The organism is Sphingomonas sp. DC5200-1, assembly GCF_049897245.1.
GTDB lineage: Bacteria > Pseudomonadota > Alphaproteobacteria > Sphingomonadales > Sphingomonadaceae > Sphingomonas > Sphingomonas aquatilis.
This window is the reverse complement of the sequence record NZ_JAFCVW010000011.1, coordinates 70,704-86,416: the sequence shown is the minus strand read 5'-3', so window position 1 is coordinate 86,416 and position 15,713 is coordinate 70,704. Positions and strand designations below refer to the sequence as shown.

The window sequence follows — 15,713 nt, the reverse complement described above, 5'->3', positions numbered from 1 at the left end:
CAACCTCCAGCTGCTGGCCCGGCAGGCCGCGCCGGCCTGATACGCGGCGCATCCTCCGGTGCCCGGCGTCACCTGTCATCCACCACGCTGATCCCACGCGATCCTTTTTCAACAGTCTCCTTCGTTTGTGATCCATGCTGATCGGCTACGCCCGCGTGTCCAAAGCCGACGGCTCGCAGTCGCTCGACCTGCAGCACGATGCCCTTCGCGCTGCCGGTGTCGAGCCAGGCAATATCTATGATGATCGTGCATCCGGTAGCCGTGATGATCGCCCCGGTCTTGCCGCCTGCCTGAAATCGTTGCGCGACGGCGATGTCCTCATCGTTTGGAAGCTCGACCGGCTCGGCCGAACGCTCACCCACCTGGTCAGCACGGTGCAGAATCTGTCGGATCGCGGTATCGGTCTGCGGGTGCTCACCGGCAAGGGCGCGCAGATCGACACCACGACGCCATCGGGCCGGATGGTGTTCGGCATTTTTGCCACACTGGCGGAGTTTGAGCGGGATATGATCCGCGAGCGCACCATGGCTGGCCTGGCCGCTGCCCGCGCGCGGGGACGCAAGGGTGGCCGCAAGTTCGCCCTCTCCAAGGCCCAGGTGCGGCTCGCTCAGGCTGCTATGGCCCAACGCGACACGTCCGTTTCCGACCTCTGCAAGGAACTCGGGATCGAGCGCGTCACTCTCTACCGCTATGTCGGTCCCAACGGGGAACTCCGGGATTACGGTCAGCGCGTGCTTGCTGCCAAAACGCGATGATGATGACGGGAGCCCCGATCAAACTTACCCAAGCGGACGCCGCAGACGTTGCAGACCTGTACAACCGTTGCAGCGACTATTTCCTGTTGCAGGACGGGGCCGCGCCCACGCTGGACGATGCTCGCGAGCTTTTCTCCGATGTGCCGCCCGAAAAGAGCGCCCACAATCAAGCTGTCCTGGGATGGAAGGGGCCTGGCGGCCTATATGCAATCGCGGCCATCCTCCGCGATTATCCGCGTGATGGCACATGGTATCTCGGCTTCATGATCGTAGATGCCGCACAGCGTGGTCGTGGCGTCGGACGCTCAATTTACTCGACGGTCGAAAGCTGGGCCGCTGCGAGAGGTGCCACAGAGATTCGGTTGGCCGTGCTGGAAGCGAATGAAGCGGCAGAGCGATTTTGGCGTTCTCTCGGCTTCATTGAGTATCGGCGCGTTGGGCCAGACACCTTCAAAATGCGTAGCCATCGCCGGATAGAACTGAGCCGTCGCCTTTCTGGCGCGACCGTAGAAGGCAGCAACAAGTAAGATCTCGCGCCGGCTATCTGGGCGAGCTTGGCGTAGGATTCCGCCCCCTCCCGCAAACGCCCCCTGCAACGTCAATCGGCAACGGTGACGATCGAGGCCGACATCGACTCCCTCGCGCTCGATGCCGAACGCGCGATCGCGGTCGGGCTCCTCGTCACCGAGTTGGCGACCAATGCCATTAAATATGCCTATCCCGGTCGTGACGGTATCGTCATGATCGAACTGCGGAACGATCGCGAGGAATTCAGGCTGAGCGTAAGCGATCAGGGCAAAGGCTTGCCGCAGCCGTTTGATCTCAAAAATAGCGGCCGTCACAATCTTGGAATGCGGATGATCGATAGCCTTACGCGGCAGTTGCAGGGACGAATTGATATAAGCTCATCCGGGGGGACAAAGTTCACCATCACCGCGCCGCAGTAGTCAGCCGCAACGGATACCCACCCGATCTAGCGTTTCGTTGCAGCTACCACGCTCCACCGGCGACAGAGCCGCACCGTTCTCGCACGCCAGCGGAAACCAGTAGCATCGAGGAAGCGCTGCTGGATGTCGCCGGCGTGCTGCTCGAAGTCGTAGAAGTCGATGCGATGATGGGCGAGTACGAGCGTCCCGCCAGTCCGCAAGGCGCGTCCTAATGCACCCGCCACCGCTGCCATATCGCGCTGCGACAGATAATAAAGGAGTTCAGCCACGATCACGGCGTCGTATCTGGTCCGAGGAAGACGGGCTGGAAGCGCCACGCGGAGGGCTCTGGCACGGGGCCATGCCTGTATAGCCGCAGCGGTGAGCCTTGTGCCTTCCGCGGTGCCTTCCGTGGCGTCCAGTCTCAGCGATCGCTGCGCCAGGGCGCGACTATTTGAACCATTGCCACTCGCCAGTTCCAGAACTCGGCCGACTGGCCCTACACCCAGCCCATGCAGGATCGCTTCCCGCTTTACCTCTTCGTCCCGGCTGGTGAACGTGTTCCAGGGGTCGGGATCCGAGGCAAATTTTCGCGCGAACCCCGCTAGTTTGATTGCGTTCATCGGCATCGAACCATGAAACGTTCGATAGGATGAGAGAAGGCCTCGAGCTCGTGTCGCGCTATCGCGAAGCCGGAGGGATCGTCCTTTATCGCGCCAAGCTGTGACCGATGGACACGGATGACCGACCGTTTGACGACCGAACCGCCTCGCATGACGGCCGTTCGGCGGATGCCCCGGGACCCGACGCGAGGAGGCCAGACGCCGTAGCCATATGACACCTTCCCGCGTCCCGCTGGGCGCAGGGCGAGTGCCACGGCACGATGATCGGGATGATCATCGAAAAAGACAGGGCCTACGATCAGGTCAGGCGATGCTGTCGTGCGAATTGCACGAGCCAGTTGCCGCTTGCACTCGTCGATCTGTGAGGCCAGTCGGCTGTCCGGTAGACCCAGGAACCGCACGTGACGGGGCAAGACCGAAAGCCGCCGCAATGCACGCAGGCTCTCGCGGCGACGTTCCGCAACCAACTTCTTCGGTGGCCAGCGTACGCTCGAGCGGTGTGACCCCGCGCCGTCCGATACCACGATCACTGAGACCTTGCAGCGATGCAGGCGAAGCTCATGGATAAGCGCTGCTGCGCCGATGATCTCGTCGTCGGGATGCGGGGCGACAACCACGGCATGGCGGAACCGGCTAGCAGTCACTTTCACAACGACGGCACCAGTAACCCTTGGCGCGCTGCCTCCCCAACTTTAACCACCTGTGCATCGGGTGCTGGCTGGCGGAGGTAGACGGCGAGATCGGTCAGCAATGTCGAAAGCGGATGCGATCGGAAATGACCGGACAAGCCAACCGCCTCCTGAGCTATGGCGATCGACCGCGTAGCTGCATCAGCCACGCTGAGCCGAGCGGCGGCAACACGGGCAAGCCTTGCGTCCTCAGGCCCGTCGAACCATGCGGTTGCCGTGCGCTGGATAGTTGCAGCTGCCGCTTCGGCCAATTGAAATAGAGCCGCCAGGCGTGCCGCCTGAAAAGGGTCCTGCGCTCGGTTGGTCGAGATCAGATGGTCGCGTGTCCGGTCGAAGAGCCCGGCTATCCCGCCCGCATGTACGGCGGTGAACCGTAACGCCCCGCCGCTGAAATGAGGTTCACGTGCATAATCACCGGGATTGCCGATGAAGTTGTGGTCATAAACCGATGCGTTATCCCAGCGGACGATGTGGGTTTCGGACCGCTGCATGCCGGTCACATGCCACCAAGACCGATCGATCTCAGGCGACGTTCGTGCAAGATCGACGAGTAATAACTGAGTGCCGGCGGAGGTGTCGGCGGTCACGAGAGCGTGCGTCAGCACCCCAGCGCCCGAAGCGAAGCTCTTGCCTCCTTTAAGGAGGCCATCGATCACCCGAAGCGGCTCGCCTTCAAGTGCCGCGTTCCAGACCCCGACCATCGCACTACGGTCGGCTGCACGCATGCCTTCCAGTTGATCATTTGTGCCGTAACGGCGTAGGATTTGACATGCGTCGACATGGCCTTCGACCAGCCTGCCGAGGGGAAGATCGGTGCGACCAATCCGGTAGAGCTGTCGAAGCAGCGTCATATAATCATCGGCGGTTTCAGGGTCTGCTGGCGACAGTCCAGACCACCCTGCCATTTCGATCGCGTTCCCCAGTTCCGCCTTGATCACCGTCATGCTGCAACCCCCCGCTCTCCCGCAATGAGCACACCGAGGATCCGCTCGGCATCCGTCAGCGAAAGGTCATCGGCAAAAACAGGCGACTTAGGAACGACGCACATCGCGAACGCCTCTGCGTTGGGGCAATCACGAGCTACGCCAAGCACATGATCCGCGGTCAGGCCGATCCGCTCGGCGAGGGATGAACGGACAGTTTCATCGTCGATCGCGCTGAATGCAAGGCGCGCTAGTGCCTGATTGCGCCATTGCCAGGCGCTGGCGCGTGGATCTCCAACGAACGGCTGAGATCCGGCATCAAAGCGACGAAGACAGCCTGCCAGCCCCCCTTCTGTGCGGCCATCGCGTCGCGAGGAAGTCACGACTGACATGGCCGGATCTCGACGGACGCGGAAACCCGCCCGGGCCGCGTCGTCAAGGAGGGTTGCATCCTCTCCCACCGGTAGCACCTTGAAGCCGCCGATTGCCCGGTAAGTAGAGGCTCGTACAGCGAGGTTCGCGCCGCCTCCGAAGTGGTGGCAATCGTCGCTCTCCCATGGTACCGGATCGAGAAACCTTCGATACCGATAGAGCCCGTCATAATAGCGTTCGACGCGTGATTGCATCGCGTCATGCCCGCCTTCGGCGCGTATGATACGGCCGGCGACAATGTCGGCTTGCGAAAGGGCCTCCCTGCCGGCCTGGAGCCAATTCCACCGAGGAACGCTGTCTGCGTCGGTTGTGAACAACAAGCCGTCACGCCCCGCCAGCAAATCGATTGCCATCGTCAAGGCTGCCCTGCGCGCACTTCCGGCATTGGGCTTGTTCGCCGAGCGACTCTCGCGGACGAACAACGAGAGCGGATAGTTGCGCTCTATGCCGCGCAGTGTTGCCCTGCTGCCGTCGTCACAGCTGTCGAGATAGATGCAGACGGCGGGCGGACTTCCGTCGTGCACAAGCGCAGACAGCGCATTCATGAGCGTCGGCAACGACAGCGCTTCGTTTCGTGCCGGGACACAGATGAAGGCAGGAAGGTCGCTCAGTTGAGGTAACTCCGCAGGGTTGCATTTTCACATAAAACTGTCGTCACCGCGCGCCACGATGAGCGCCGGTGGGATCACCATTCGTAATGCAAAAAACGAGGCGCCCGGCGCGACGCCGGGCACCCAAGGCTCAGGTTATCTACGTGGGAACAACTCCAAGCTCTCTTCGCCGATAACTACATGCCGTTCGAAAGATTGGTGTCCGGATCGTTGGTCCGCATATCCTCGGCCTTTTTATCGCCCAATTCGCGAGCCGCATCGGCACGATTCTCCAAACGATCCTCTCCGGCTTCGGTGGGTGCATTATCGGCAGCGTCTTCGAGGTTGTCGGCAACGCGTTCCGCGTTCGCCTCGATATTGTCGGCGGCTTGCTCCCGTGGGCTGCTGTTGCAGGCGGCTAGCGACATCAGCGCTACCGAGGCGGTCGTTGCTAAAATCTTCTTCATTGATCGTCTCCCGTGATTGAACTGGAATTGTAGATGTTCAAGCCTCTGCAGCCCCGAAATCGGACGGCCTACGCCGTGGACCGCCGGTTGCCAGAGCATCGATAGCTGCGCGTATCCTGTCCGCCAGCTCGGCACGCCGATATGGTTTGCCGAGGACGTCGGCACCGGACGCGCCGGGGCCCCCCTCGCGGGCGAGTTCTTCGTTATATCCTGTTGTGAGGAGCACCGGGACAGCGGGAGCGCGACGCCGTACCTCGTCGGCCAGCGCCAGACCGTTGATCGAACCCGGCATGATAAGGTCGGTAAAAAGCAGATCGATCTTGAAGCTCATCCGCTCCAGCGTGTTCAGCGCATCATCGCCGTCCACCGCCGTAACAATCTGATATCCTAATTCAATAAGGTGATCGCGCGCGAGCGTTCGGACATCCTCCGAGTCCTCTACGACGAGGATTATCTCTCCTTGCCCTCGGGCTTCTGGCGAAACCCCGACCGCTGCGACTACCGGCGTAGCGGGCGTTCGCCCATCGGCTCCTGCCGCCTCGCGATCGATCGGAAGGATCATCCGGACAATGGTCCCCCGGCCTACCGTGCTTTCGATCTCGAGTCGGCCGCGCGATTGCTGAAGAAAACCATGAACCTGCGGCAATCCCAATCCAGTTCCGCGTCCGACTTCCTTGGTGGTAAAGAACGGTTCAATCGCACGCGCGGCAAGTGCAGGACTCATGCCTTCCCCCTCATCCGATACGGACAGCGTGACATAATCGCCGGAGGGGAGTTCACGCGCAGCAGCATCGCCGTTGAGGTGCAACTTGCCCGTGGCGATGGTGATCGTGCCACCACGGGGCATAGCGTCACGCGCGTTGACGACGATGTTGAGAAGCGCCGTTTCGAGGTGAGCAACATCGATTAGACAGGCGGGCAAGCGGCTCCTGAGGTTCAACTGGATGTCGACGGTCGCCCCGGCACTGGCATGGAGCAGATCCGAAAAGCCCATTACCACCTGACTAAGGTCGACGGGTTTCGGATCGAGGCGGGTCTTCCGCGCAAAGGCGAGCAGCTGACGCGTGAGACGGCTCGCCTTGTCTGTGGCAACCTGAGCGTTTTCCAGTCGTCGCCGGAGCTTGGGTTCCTCAAGCTCCCGCAACGCCATTTCCTGGTTGCCGGCCACCACCTGAAGAAGGTTGTTGAAATCATGCGCGAGGCCTGCAGTAAGCTGGCCCACAGCTTCCATTTTTTGCGCCTGGCGATGACCTTCTTGCGCCTCGCGGCGCCGCGAAACGTCGAGTTGGCTGGCGAAGAAATACAGAAGCTCGCCGCTGGTGCTGGTCACCGGCCCCACGAACACGGCGTTCCAGAAAGAGGTTCCATCGCGCCTGTAGTTGAGTATCTCCAGGCTGACCGGTTGACCGGCTGACACGGCGTCGCGCAATTGGTCGACGTGCTCACGATCGGTATGCGGCCCTTGCAGGAAGCGGCAGTTGCGACCCAGAACTTCCGCTTCCTCGTAACCGGTAAGGTCCAGAAAAGCCTTGTTCGCGAACACGATCGGATTATCGGTCAGACGAGGATTTGTGAGGATCATCGGCATGCGCGTCATCTCGACCGCCGCGAAGAACACGCCGCCTCGATCGGACAGATCATCATCGATGATCGTGCTCTCCCGCCAATGGCGTCGTTGATGATGGCCGGTGAGCGTGAACGATCCGTCTGGTAAGGCATCACCTGCCGGGATCCCGGTTGCGGATGGGCTATCGGTAGCGCCTAAATCAGTGGCGCCAGCTGGATCGGAACTGGGATCGTGTGACATAGCTTGCGCGGTAAACCTGAGCTGGTAGCGGGAAGTCGTCGCGGACCTCCCGCCACGCCGAGCGCTATGTTATTCGGAAAGGCTGGCGCGTAGCATCCACGCATTCTGCTCGTGGACGCCGATCCGCGCCACCAGCATGTCATGACTGAACAGGTCCCCGGCTTCATCCGCCAGCTCAGCGAATTCACTCATCCGCCGCGCGACCTTCTCGTTATCGTCGACGAGCTCCGCGATCATTTCGCGGGTCGGCTTGTGCGGTGCATCATTATCGATCACTGTCAGTTCGCGAAACGCGGCGTTGCCAGTTGGAGCAAGCTTGCCCAGGGCCCTGATACGCTCGGCGATCGCGTCGGCGGCCTCGTGCAGCTCCTGATACTGCGCCTCGGTCATGTTATGCAGCCCGTAGAAGCTCGGGCCCTGGACATTCCAATGGACGCCGAGCGTTTTGGCGTACAGCGTGTAACTATCCGCAGTCGCCTTCGTCAGTGCTTCAGCGACCTGATCGCGAGCATCGCTTTCGACGCTCGTGTTCAGTGACGTACCGTCACCTTCGACCCGTTCCATACGCTTCACGCCCTTACCCGCCTTCGCCATCTCGCCATTCCTCAACCTGCAGTGGATCAGAAAAGCGGCGGGACGATCGTCCCGCCGCCTGAATTACTTCTTCTTGGGCGCACGCTTGGGCGCAGCGGCGGCTTCGGCGTCCTCGTCTTCATCAGGGCTGTCCACCCCTGCCTCCGTCAGCGCCTCACCAAGCGCCTTCAACTTGTCCTGGGATTTATCGGCCTTGTCGGCGATCTTGGTCGTTGCGGTGCCCAACCGGTGGAGAAGCGAATGGACTCGCTCGGCGTCCGGTTCGGGCTTTTCGAGCTGCTTTCGAAGCGATGCAAGATCGCGCAGGATGCCCTTCGCACCCGGCACGTCGACATCCGCCAATGCCGCTTCCCAGTCTTCGATCATATCCACGCCCTTCGTGGGCTTCGTGTCTTCGAGACCGCGATTGATCGCGTTCATGGTTCCAGCGAATTTAACGGCCATTCGATCGTTCCTTTTCGTAGTTCTATCCAGCTTTTGCCGATGCGAACAGGTTCAGGCCTGAGTCTGGGTCGGGCTATCGCTCGGCGCGTCGCCGGGAGCACCGGGCTCCTCTACCGGCGGCACGCCCGGAACCTCCGGATCATCGATCGACGGCGCATCGGGATTTTCCGGTCCCGGCAGAGCATCCGGCCGATTATCGGGCTGAGGCGATCCATCGGGGTTGTGGATCGGATCGGGAGCGTAAGGATCGGGTGGAAGAGTGGCCATGGCAGTGTCCTTTCGAGGTTAGATTTTGGTGCCGTCGTTGCTGGCGGTCGGAGTGGTTACAGGGTCGACAAGTCGATCGAGCTTCGAAACCGAGATCGGGCCCGGCGACCGCACGTCATCCGCGTGCGAGAACAACCAGCGGCCAACCAGGCCCGCAAGCACTGCGCCGAAGAGCGGTGCGACCCAGAACGCCCAAAGTTGGGCAAGTGCGGTCCCTCCCACCATCAAAGCGGGTCCGGTGCTGCGTGCCGGATTCACTGAGGTGTTGGTGACCGGAATCGAGAGAAGGTGGATCAGTGTCAGCGCCAGGCCGATCGTCAAGGGCGCGAACGCGGCGGGCGAGCGCTCGTCCGTCGCTCCGAGAATGACCATCAGAAATGCTGCGGTCAGCACAGTCTCGACCAGCAGTGCGGTCATAAGCGGATAGCCTTTGGGGGATGCTGCCCCAAAGCCGTTCGTCGCAAAGCCGCCAGGTTCGAAGCCTGGCATGCTCCTAGCAATGACCAGTAGAAGAACGGACGCGAGGATTGCGCCCGCGAGTTGGGACGCAACATAGGCAGGGATTTCCCGCGCCGGAAAGCGTCCTGCCGCGGTCAGGCCAACGGTCACTGCAGGATTGAAATGGCCACCCGAGATCGCGCCGACCGCGAAAGCCATCGTGAACACCGTCAAGCCGAAGGCCAACGAGACCCCCAACACGCCGACGCCGCCCTCCCCCGTCGCGAGGACCGCGGTACCGCAGCCACCAAGGACAAGCCAGAACGTGCCGAACGCTTCGGCCGTCATGCGCTTCGACATCCGTGACCGCGGAGGCTGAGCAACAACCTCCGTCATGCTCTCCCCTCCCCGAGACGCGCTATCAGCGCCCGCGGCCCTGCTATCCCTATATTCATTCCTGGCGATCCCTGTTCGCAGCCCAGATGCCTATGCACGGCAGAATGCATAACAAGGAGGGTTTCAGGGAGTTCCGGATCGCTGGAAAAGAACCTGACGTGGCTCGACGCGGAGGGACAAATGCGTTCTCGAGCAACACGGCGGCAGACACAAAAAAAGCCCGGTCGCGCATGAGCGGACCGGGCTGACAGGGAAGCGATCAGCGATCGACGCTGATGCTCGGGCAAGGATTTTAGCGTTCCAGGCTGTGCTTCAAATCACGCATCTGTTCATGGCCCGCCTGGACAGACTGGTTGGCCTTCAGAACCGCCGCCCGGACCTCCGGCGAAAGATCCTCATCCGACAGAGCATCATCGAACTTCGCCTTGATGTGATCTTCGCCGCGCTCGACCTCGTCGATGATCGCCTTGTCGTCCTGACCCGTCACCTTCGCCTTCAGGTCGAGGAACATGCGGTGAGCACCGGCAAGCACGGTCCCGTCGTCCTCAGGGTCGCCGCCGAGGCGCCGGACCTCTGCCTGCAAATCACTTACGACCTCACGACGCTCCCGCGCGCGATCCGAGAAAACACTGCCATAACGAGGATTTTCGATGTCACCGGCGGCTTCGGTGTAGCCATCGACGCTATCGAGCGTGGTGGCGATGAGGCTGTTCAGCACGCTGATGTCGTTGTCACGGTCTGCCATTGGGATCTCCTTCTTTGGTGAACTCTGCGAACGCTCGGAATCGTTCGACGATACATGTGCCGAGACTTTTGCGCCGGGATGACGCCGATTAGCGGCGGCTCCGCGGCCGATCTTGTAGGCGACGCCTGCTCCTATGAACGCTATCGACGCCCGAGCCGGCCTACCCCTTCCCAGCAAGAGAAGCCCGGCGGCGCAGAATGCCCCTTCAGTCCATGCAAGACCCAGGGACGAGCCCGCCGTTGCATCCGGTCTATCAAGCTTGGATACCTGAAGTGTATCGGCGATCTGACCATCCCCGTGATTGTCAGGGGTATCGGAAACAGGCGACGTCGCTTTTTGCGGCAAGGCTCCCTCGCCTTCCACTTGCCGTTCGAGTTCGGCGTTCATCTCGGCGCCGAGCAGGAAGACAAATGCGGAGAGCCACAGCCATGTGAGCATCACGATCACGGCGCTCAAAGAGCCGTAAGTCGCGCCGTAATTGCCGAAGTTCGAAACATAGAGGCCGAACCCGGCGGTTCCCCCCAGCCACAACGCCGTGGCGGCAACCGAGCCTGGCGACAACCAGACCCAGGAAGGTCGGCGTCGGTCCGGTCCGAACCGGTAGAGGATCGCTGCTGCCGTCACGACGAGCGCGCCCAACAGCGCGTAGCCTGCGACCCGGATCAGCGTCAGCAAGAAGTCCGACGCTTGTGGTACGAGGCTTTCGAGAAAGCCCAGCAGGGTCGTGGATGCGATCGCGAGGAAGATCAGGAAGACGCAACCGGCGACGAGCGTAAAATACAAAAGGTTGACGCGAACGAAGCCGCGGCGCTCGGTCTCGCCATAGGCGACATTCAGTGCTGTCACGATCGCTGACGCACCCTTGGTCGCACCATAAAAGGCAAGTGCGATCGCGATAATGAGGCCCAGGCCCTGCTTGCCCTTCGAGGTTTCGACCACCGTGACCAGTTGCTCGGTGATGATGGTCGCTGCCTCGCGCGGAACGGCGGCGAACACATGCTCGACGTTGCTGCGGACCGTTTCCGGTTCGGCAAAGAGGCCGTAGCTGAGGACAACCGCCCCGAGCAACGGGACGATCGCCGCGAACGCGTAGAAAGCGATCCCTGCGGCGATCAGCCCGATATTGTCTTTGCCCGTCTCCTCCCAGGTTCGCCGCAGCACGGCCAGCCACCCTTCTTTGGGAATCGCGAACGGCGACCGCGCTCCTGCGCCCGCCCGATCGTTGCCGATCGTCATGCCGCACCTGCCGACATGCGGGGATGCAGGCGCTGCAGCGTCTCGGCCGAGCGATGGAGTGCGGCAAGCTCTCCATCATCGAGGTCAAGCTGGATGATCCGCTCGATCCCATTCTTTCCCACAATACATGGCGTGCCGAGGCACACCCCGGTCAACCCGTATTCCCCGCCGAGAACGGTAGAGACCGCGAGAACCGCATGCTCGTTGCGCAACACGGCTTCGCAGATCCGCTGGACGCACAGGCCGATCGCATATTCGGTGTGGCCTTTGCGCCGGACCACCTCGGGTGCGGCGCGACGAACACGCTCGAGCATCCGCGCATAATCCTGCGGTTCTTGGGGAGCGCATCGGTTTAGCGGCACGCCGGCGATGTGGGCGCCGCTCCAGACGGCGACTTCAGAGTCGCCATGCTCGCCGATGATGTAGGCATCGACCCCGCGCGGTTCGATATCGAAGGCCTCGGCGAGCATCCCGCGCAGGCGGGCGGTATCGACCAGCGTTCCCGTTCCGATGACACGCCCGGCCGGAAGCCCGGATTCCTCGAGAGCGACCTGGACCAGAAGGTCCACGGGGTTCGATGCCATCACAAGCACCCCTTCGAACCCTTCATTCCTCAGCTTGCCAACGATCTCGCGGATTACCGGGGCGTTGGCATCGAGAAGGTCGAGCCGCGATGTGTCGCTGCCCCCTGTCGCCTGCCCGGCCGCGATGACGACGATCGAGCTCGCAGCGGCGTCCGCATAGCTGCCGTTGATCACGTTGATCGGGGATTTCATCGGGACTGCGACGGCGTGCTCGAGATCCATCACTTCGCCCTCCGTTTTCTCGCGGTCGCGGCCAACCAGCACGATTTCACGGATGAAGCTGCTCTGGATCAAGGCGTAGGCGCTGGCCATGCCGACGCGTCCGCAGCCGACGATGCAGACCCGGTTTTCGTGCGTTGCGGAGGCGGAATGATCTTTCATGCATATCTTCTTTCGGTCGACCGGAACAATCGCGGACGTAACAGGTGAGAGTGTCAATGCAGCGGCGCGCGGCGGTGGACGATGAGCTGCTTCAGGCCAAAGACGAGCACACCTGCGACGAGGACGAAGCCTGCATCGATGGCCAACCGGGCCCCGCTGGCCGCCGCCAGATCAAGACGTCCCATCGCAAGTGATATACCTGCTACGGATGCCGCCTCAATCAGTCGCATGGCAACCAGTGCACCGGCGATAACGCTCCGTCGGTAGGAGGCCTGGATGAGCACTCCGGCGAAAGCGCCGGCCAATGCGATCGTCAAAAGCTCGGGCGAGGGATGGATCGTGTGTTTGAGGACGTCGCCGTCGAGAAACGCCGAAGCCTCGACACCGGCTACTTTGGACAGGACCAGCCAGGTCGCTCCGGCGGCAGCCGCCAGAACGGCATAGCCGACGATCGTCGCCAGCGCACCGGCGCGGATCACCTCGCCCCTCTTCAGGACGACGCCCAGCGGCAACTTCGCCAGCGGCTCGAATCCAGGGGCAATGATCGCAGACGCGACATACGCTACCGCCGCGATCGCGGGTTCGGTAAACGCTCCAGCCGCGCCGATAATGCCGCCCAGCGCCATCAGCAGCAGGAAATTGGCGGTAAGGCGGCCTTGGTGCCGCAGCCCGGTTTCGAGTTCCTCCCACACCGCCTCATCGACGTCGGCGTCGATCCGCTTCTGATGTTCGGGATCGCTGATGCTGGCCACTTCCGCGGTCACGATGGTGTATGGTGCATCACTCAAGACGCTCGCCGCCGCGGACATGACCGCATCGGTTGCACGATTGAGAGCATGGACGGTGACGACGTCTCCCTTGGGCTTGACGGATGCGCTGCGGTGCAATGTCAGGCCGACTACGTCCTCGATCGTGTCGAGCGCGGCTACCAATTGGTCGGAACGGTCCGAGGGAACGGTAATGTCGATTACACGATGCACGATTATTCCTTGTGCGGATCAGAGGTCTGCGCAGCTTGTGATCGCAGAGCGCACGCTTTCGTTTCGTAGGCTGCGGCAAGTCGTCGGTGGGCAATCGCCGCTTCGACGCTGTCGCTCACCTCAGCGGCCTGCCTCTCGGCCTGTGCACGCTCGACGTAATAGCCCAGCTCTTGCTTGACAGTTGCAGGTTCAAGACCCTCCGGGTTTTCCATAATCGTGCAGCCATCGATCCGTAGGTAAGTGGTGCGAAAAGAAGGGGCCCGGGCACGCAACCGCGCCAAGGCCCCGCCCAAAGTTGCTACGCGCGACCTCTGCGGGCCTTTGGGTACAGCCGCGGGCCTGTCAGCCCGCGAACCCTATTTGCCGCGAATGGCGTCGGCCCTGTCTTCGGCTGCATCGGCCTTTTGCTCGGCATTGCGTCGAACCTGCCTGCCCTGCTCTTCAAGAGCGTCGGCCTTCTCGTCGGCCGTGCTGCGCAAGGCGTCCGCACGGTCCTCTGCAGCATCGGCACGCGCTTCGATCGCCGCATTGGCGCTTTCGGCGGCACGATCCTGTGCCTCGCCGGCCGTCTCGGCAGGACCGCTCGCCAGCGTGTCCTCGCTCGACACGATGCCCGCGTTGGCGTCCGCCTGTTCGCCGGCGTTCTCCCGCGGCCCATCACAACCCGCGAGCAGCATGCCCGCAATCAACACCAGGCTACCGAGCCGCCGCGTCATGCCTGCGTATCCATGTCACGAGCGACCGCTGGAGGTGTCGGAGTGACCTTCGGGGGATCAGCCGACACCGGTTTGTTAGCTTCCTCTTCGGCCTTGCCCAGCAGTCGCTGGACGACCTTGCCCGCCTGCTCACGCCCGCCAAGGCCAAACGCGAGGGCAAATGCCACCGCGATAGCGCCGAGGATCAGACCAAAAGCGAGGTTGATGATGTCATCGGCAAGACCCATGAACCGCAATCCGATCGCCGTTCCCAGCACAATGATGGCGACCTTCGTAAGCGACGCGGTGAACTCTGCTCCGGCACCCCCGGTCGCCTTGATCGTCGTCGAGATCAGGCGTGCGATCGCGACGGCCGCGGCGATGATAATCGCGCCGAATACCACCTGGCCGAAGAGCGTTAGCACTTCGGCCATGATCCGCGACCCATAGGCAAAGTTAAGCTGGCGGAATGCCTCCATCAGACCGAAAATGACGATCGCGATGAAGACACCTGACCCGATCAGCTTCGACGGTGTCAGCGACGCGGCCGTCGTCCCAGGCGAAGGTCGATCGGTCCCGGAAAGCGGATCAGCGGCTCCCGACTGCGGGAACAGGCCGAGGGACTCAATTGCCTTGTCGACGCCGGTCGACCCCAGGAACGAGGTAATCAGCTGCGAGGCGAATTTGCCGATGTAGTAAGCAAGCGTGATAATGATGCCTGCCGCGATCACGTGCGGGATCGCATCAAGGATGATCCGTAGCATGGCAGTCGCCGGCTGCGAAATTGCCGCGATGTTGAGCGTGTCCAGGGCGGCGATCGCCACGGGGATGATGATCAGAGCCAAGACGACGCTACCGACCGCCCGCGGCAGCGCGCTGGGGTCGTTCGGGGGCGTGCTGCCCACGTGCGCCGATAAGCGCTCCACATGGCTCGCAGTGATTACCGCCTCGACCGCCTTCTTCGCCACGCTGGCAAGAATGTAACCGAGGAAGAGGATCAGGCCGGCACCGATAATCCGGGGGACCGCATTGCCAAAGCCGTTCAGCATGTCGGCCAGAGGGCCTGTCGCGCTGGCAAGGCCGAGCGGTTGTGCAGCAAGAAAGAACGCGACCAGGAGCACGACCCAGAAAGCCGCATCGCCGACCTGTGCGCCGATGGTGGACTTGTCGCGCGGTGGATGGTTGGGCTGATTTGCCCGCCGGGCGAGCGGTGTCCTGTTGATGAGGTTTGCCACTCCCCACTTGACCGCGCGAGCAACCAGCCATCCGATCAGGAGGATAACCAGGGCGCCGATGATGCGAGGGCCCCACTCCTGCGCATAAAGCCAGGCCTGGTTGGTGAAATCGCGGGTCCCGTTAATGACGGTTCCTCCCGCATATTGGACATCGTTCATATCAACCTCCCTGAACCCCAACCGCTTCGCTCAACGCACCGCACGACGCAGCCGCCTTCGTCACTGCCAAGGGTATCTTCACGTCATCGATACGGGTGCCGGCCCGAATAAGATCGCTCGCCGTCAGCCTATGACCGCGCGTCTGCTGCACGCTCTGCGCGACACGGCCTAGCTGCTGGAGCTGGCCCATCGACAGGTTAGACTGCAGTCGATCACCCATGCATCGCGCCGGCCCTTCGCTGAGTCCGTAGCGGCCCAGTCCCTGGGCGATCCGCGCGGACGGGCTGGCACACGACGCGGTCAACGCCGAGGCGGCAACGAGCAGCGCCATTCCGGCTAGCCTGCTT

General features: G+C 62.2%; 19 protein-coding genes. 3 read left to right on the top strand and 16 right to left on the bottom strand.

The window, feature by feature from the left end:
• Nucleotides 1-134: 134 nt before the first annotated feature.
• From ACP7A3_RS18145 to ACP7A3_RS18135, 3 genes are all read left to right on the top strand, one after another.
• Nucleotides 135-755, top strand: a complete 621-nt coding sequence (locus ACP7A3_RS18145) for a recombinase family protein (RefSeq protein WP_008832583.1) — start codon at nucleotides 135-137, stop codon at nucleotides 753-755.
• A 2-nt stretch (nucleotides 756-757) separates the two neighbouring features.
• Complete coding sequence (locus tag ACP7A3_RS18140; protein WP_011607966.1) at nucleotides 758-1,282, top strand: GNAT family N-acetyltransferase; 525 nt, start codon at nucleotides 758-760, stop codon at nucleotides 1,280-1,282.
• 84 nt (nucleotides 1,283-1,366) lie between these two features.
• Nucleotides 1,367-1,702, top strand: a complete 336-nt coding sequence (locus ACP7A3_RS18135; RefSeq protein ID WP_426256726.1) for a sensor histidine kinase — start codon at nucleotides 1,367-1,369, stop codon at nucleotides 1,700-1,702.
• A gap of 26 nt (nucleotides 1,703-1,728) precedes the next feature.
• On the opposite strand, the gene ACP7A3_RS18130 is transcribed toward ACP7A3_RS18135, so the two are convergent.
• The 16 genes from ACP7A3_RS18130 to ACP7A3_RS18055 form a co-directional block, all read right to left on the bottom strand.
• On the bottom strand, nucleotides 1,729-2,304 hold the full coding sequence (locus ACP7A3_RS18130) for an SAM-dependent methyltransferase (RefSeq protein WP_426262745.1): 576 nt from the start codon (nucleotides 2,302-2,304) through the stop codon (nucleotides 1,729-1,731).
• Nucleotides 2,301-2,921, bottom strand: coding sequence for a PIG-L deacetylase family protein (locus ACP7A3_RS18125; RefSeq protein WP_426262743.1), 621 nt, complete (start codon nucleotides 2,919-2,921; stop codon nucleotides 2,301-2,303). Before ACP7A3_RS18125 ends, ACP7A3_RS18130 begins: the two co-directional genes overlap by 4 nt.
• Nucleotides 2,922-2,950: 29 nt before the next feature.
• Nucleotides 2,951-3,937 carry an acyl-CoA dehydrogenase gene (locus ACP7A3_RS18120; protein ID WP_426256729.1) on the bottom strand — a complete coding sequence of 329 codons (987 nt, stop codon included), beginning with the start codon at nucleotides 3,935-3,937 and terminating at the stop codon, nucleotides 2,951-2,953.
• Nucleotides 3,934-4,938 carry a glycosyltransferase gene (locus ACP7A3_RS18115; protein ID WP_426262744.1) on the bottom strand — a complete coding sequence of 335 codons (1,005 nt, stop codon included), beginning with the start codon at nucleotides 4,936-4,938 and terminating at the stop codon, nucleotides 3,934-3,936. Before ACP7A3_RS18115 ends, ACP7A3_RS18120 begins: the two co-directional genes overlap by 4 nt.
• 197 nt (nucleotides 4,939-5,135) lie before the next feature.
• Nucleotides 5,136-5,405 (bottom strand): hypothetical protein, encoded by a 270-nt coding sequence (locus ACP7A3_RS18110; RefSeq protein WP_116462955.1) that lies wholly within the window; start codon nucleotides 5,403-5,405, stop codon nucleotides 5,136-5,138.
• A gap of 37 nt (nucleotides 5,406-5,442) precedes the next feature.
• On the bottom strand, nucleotides 5,443-7,212 hold the full coding sequence (locus ACP7A3_RS18105; RefSeq protein ID WP_426256730.1) for a PAS domain-containing protein: 1,770 nt from the start codon (nucleotides 7,210-7,212) through the stop codon (nucleotides 5,443-5,445).
• A gap of 69 nt (nucleotides 7,213-7,281) precedes the next feature.
• A complete protein-coding gene (locus ACP7A3_RS18100) occupies nucleotides 7,282-7,806 on the bottom strand; it encodes a Dps family protein (RefSeq protein ID WP_426256731.1) in 525 nt (174 codons plus the stop codon).
• Between the two features lie 63 nt (nucleotides 7,807-7,869).
• Nucleotides 7,870-8,250: a hypothetical protein gene (locus ACP7A3_RS18095; protein WP_426256732.1), complete on the bottom strand. Its 381-nt coding sequence runs from the start codon at nucleotides 8,248-8,250 to the stop codon at nucleotides 7,870-7,872.
• Nucleotides 8,251-8,301: 51 nt separating this feature from the next.
• On the bottom strand, nucleotides 8,302-8,517 hold the full coding sequence (locus tag ACP7A3_RS18090; protein WP_426256733.1) for a hypothetical protein: 216 nt from the start codon (nucleotides 8,515-8,517) through the stop codon (nucleotides 8,302-8,304).
• An 18-nt stretch (nucleotides 8,518-8,535) separates the two neighbouring features.
• Complete coding sequence (aqpZ, locus tag ACP7A3_RS18085; RefSeq protein WP_426257163.1) at nucleotides 8,536-9,351, bottom strand: aquaporin Z; 816 nt, start codon at nucleotides 9,349-9,351, stop codon at nucleotides 8,536-8,538.
• A 292-nt stretch (nucleotides 9,352-9,643) separates the two neighbouring features.
• Entirely contained in the window at nucleotides 9,644-11,332 is a 1,689-nt protein-coding gene (locus tag ACP7A3_RS18080) for a YhjD/YihY/BrkB family envelope integrity protein (protein ID WP_426256734.1), read from the bottom strand.
• Entirely contained in the window at nucleotides 11,329-12,297 is a 969-nt protein-coding gene (locus tag ACP7A3_RS18075; RefSeq protein WP_426256735.1) for an L-lactate dehydrogenase, read from the bottom strand. Before ACP7A3_RS18075 ends, ACP7A3_RS18080 begins: the two co-directional genes overlap by 4 nt.
• Before the next feature lie 53 nt (nucleotides 12,298-12,350).
• Nucleotides 12,351-13,277, bottom strand: coding sequence for a DUF389 domain-containing protein (locus tag ACP7A3_RS18070; protein WP_426256736.1), 927 nt, complete (start codon nucleotides 13,275-13,277; stop codon nucleotides 12,351-12,353).
• A 356-nt stretch (nucleotides 13,278-13,633) separates the two neighbouring features.
• Nucleotides 13,634-13,993 (bottom strand): hypothetical protein, encoded by a 360-nt coding sequence (locus ACP7A3_RS18065; RefSeq protein ID WP_426256738.1) that lies wholly within the window; start codon nucleotides 13,991-13,993, stop codon nucleotides 13,634-13,636.
• The gene (locus ACP7A3_RS18060; protein WP_426256739.1) at nucleotides 13,990-15,366 is read right to left on the bottom strand and encodes a mechanosensitive ion channel; all 1,377 of its coding nucleotides are present in this window, start codon (nucleotides 15,364-15,366) and stop codon (nucleotides 13,990-13,992) included. The genes ACP7A3_RS18065 and ACP7A3_RS18060 overlap by 4 nt, the downstream gene beginning before the upstream one ends.
• Before the next feature lies 1 nt (nucleotide 15,367).
• Complete coding sequence (locus ACP7A3_RS18055) at nucleotides 15,368-15,697, bottom strand: hypothetical protein (protein WP_426256740.1); 330 nt, start codon at nucleotides 15,695-15,697, stop codon at nucleotides 15,368-15,370.
• Between the last annotated feature and the right edge of the window lie 16 nt (nucleotides 15,698-15,713).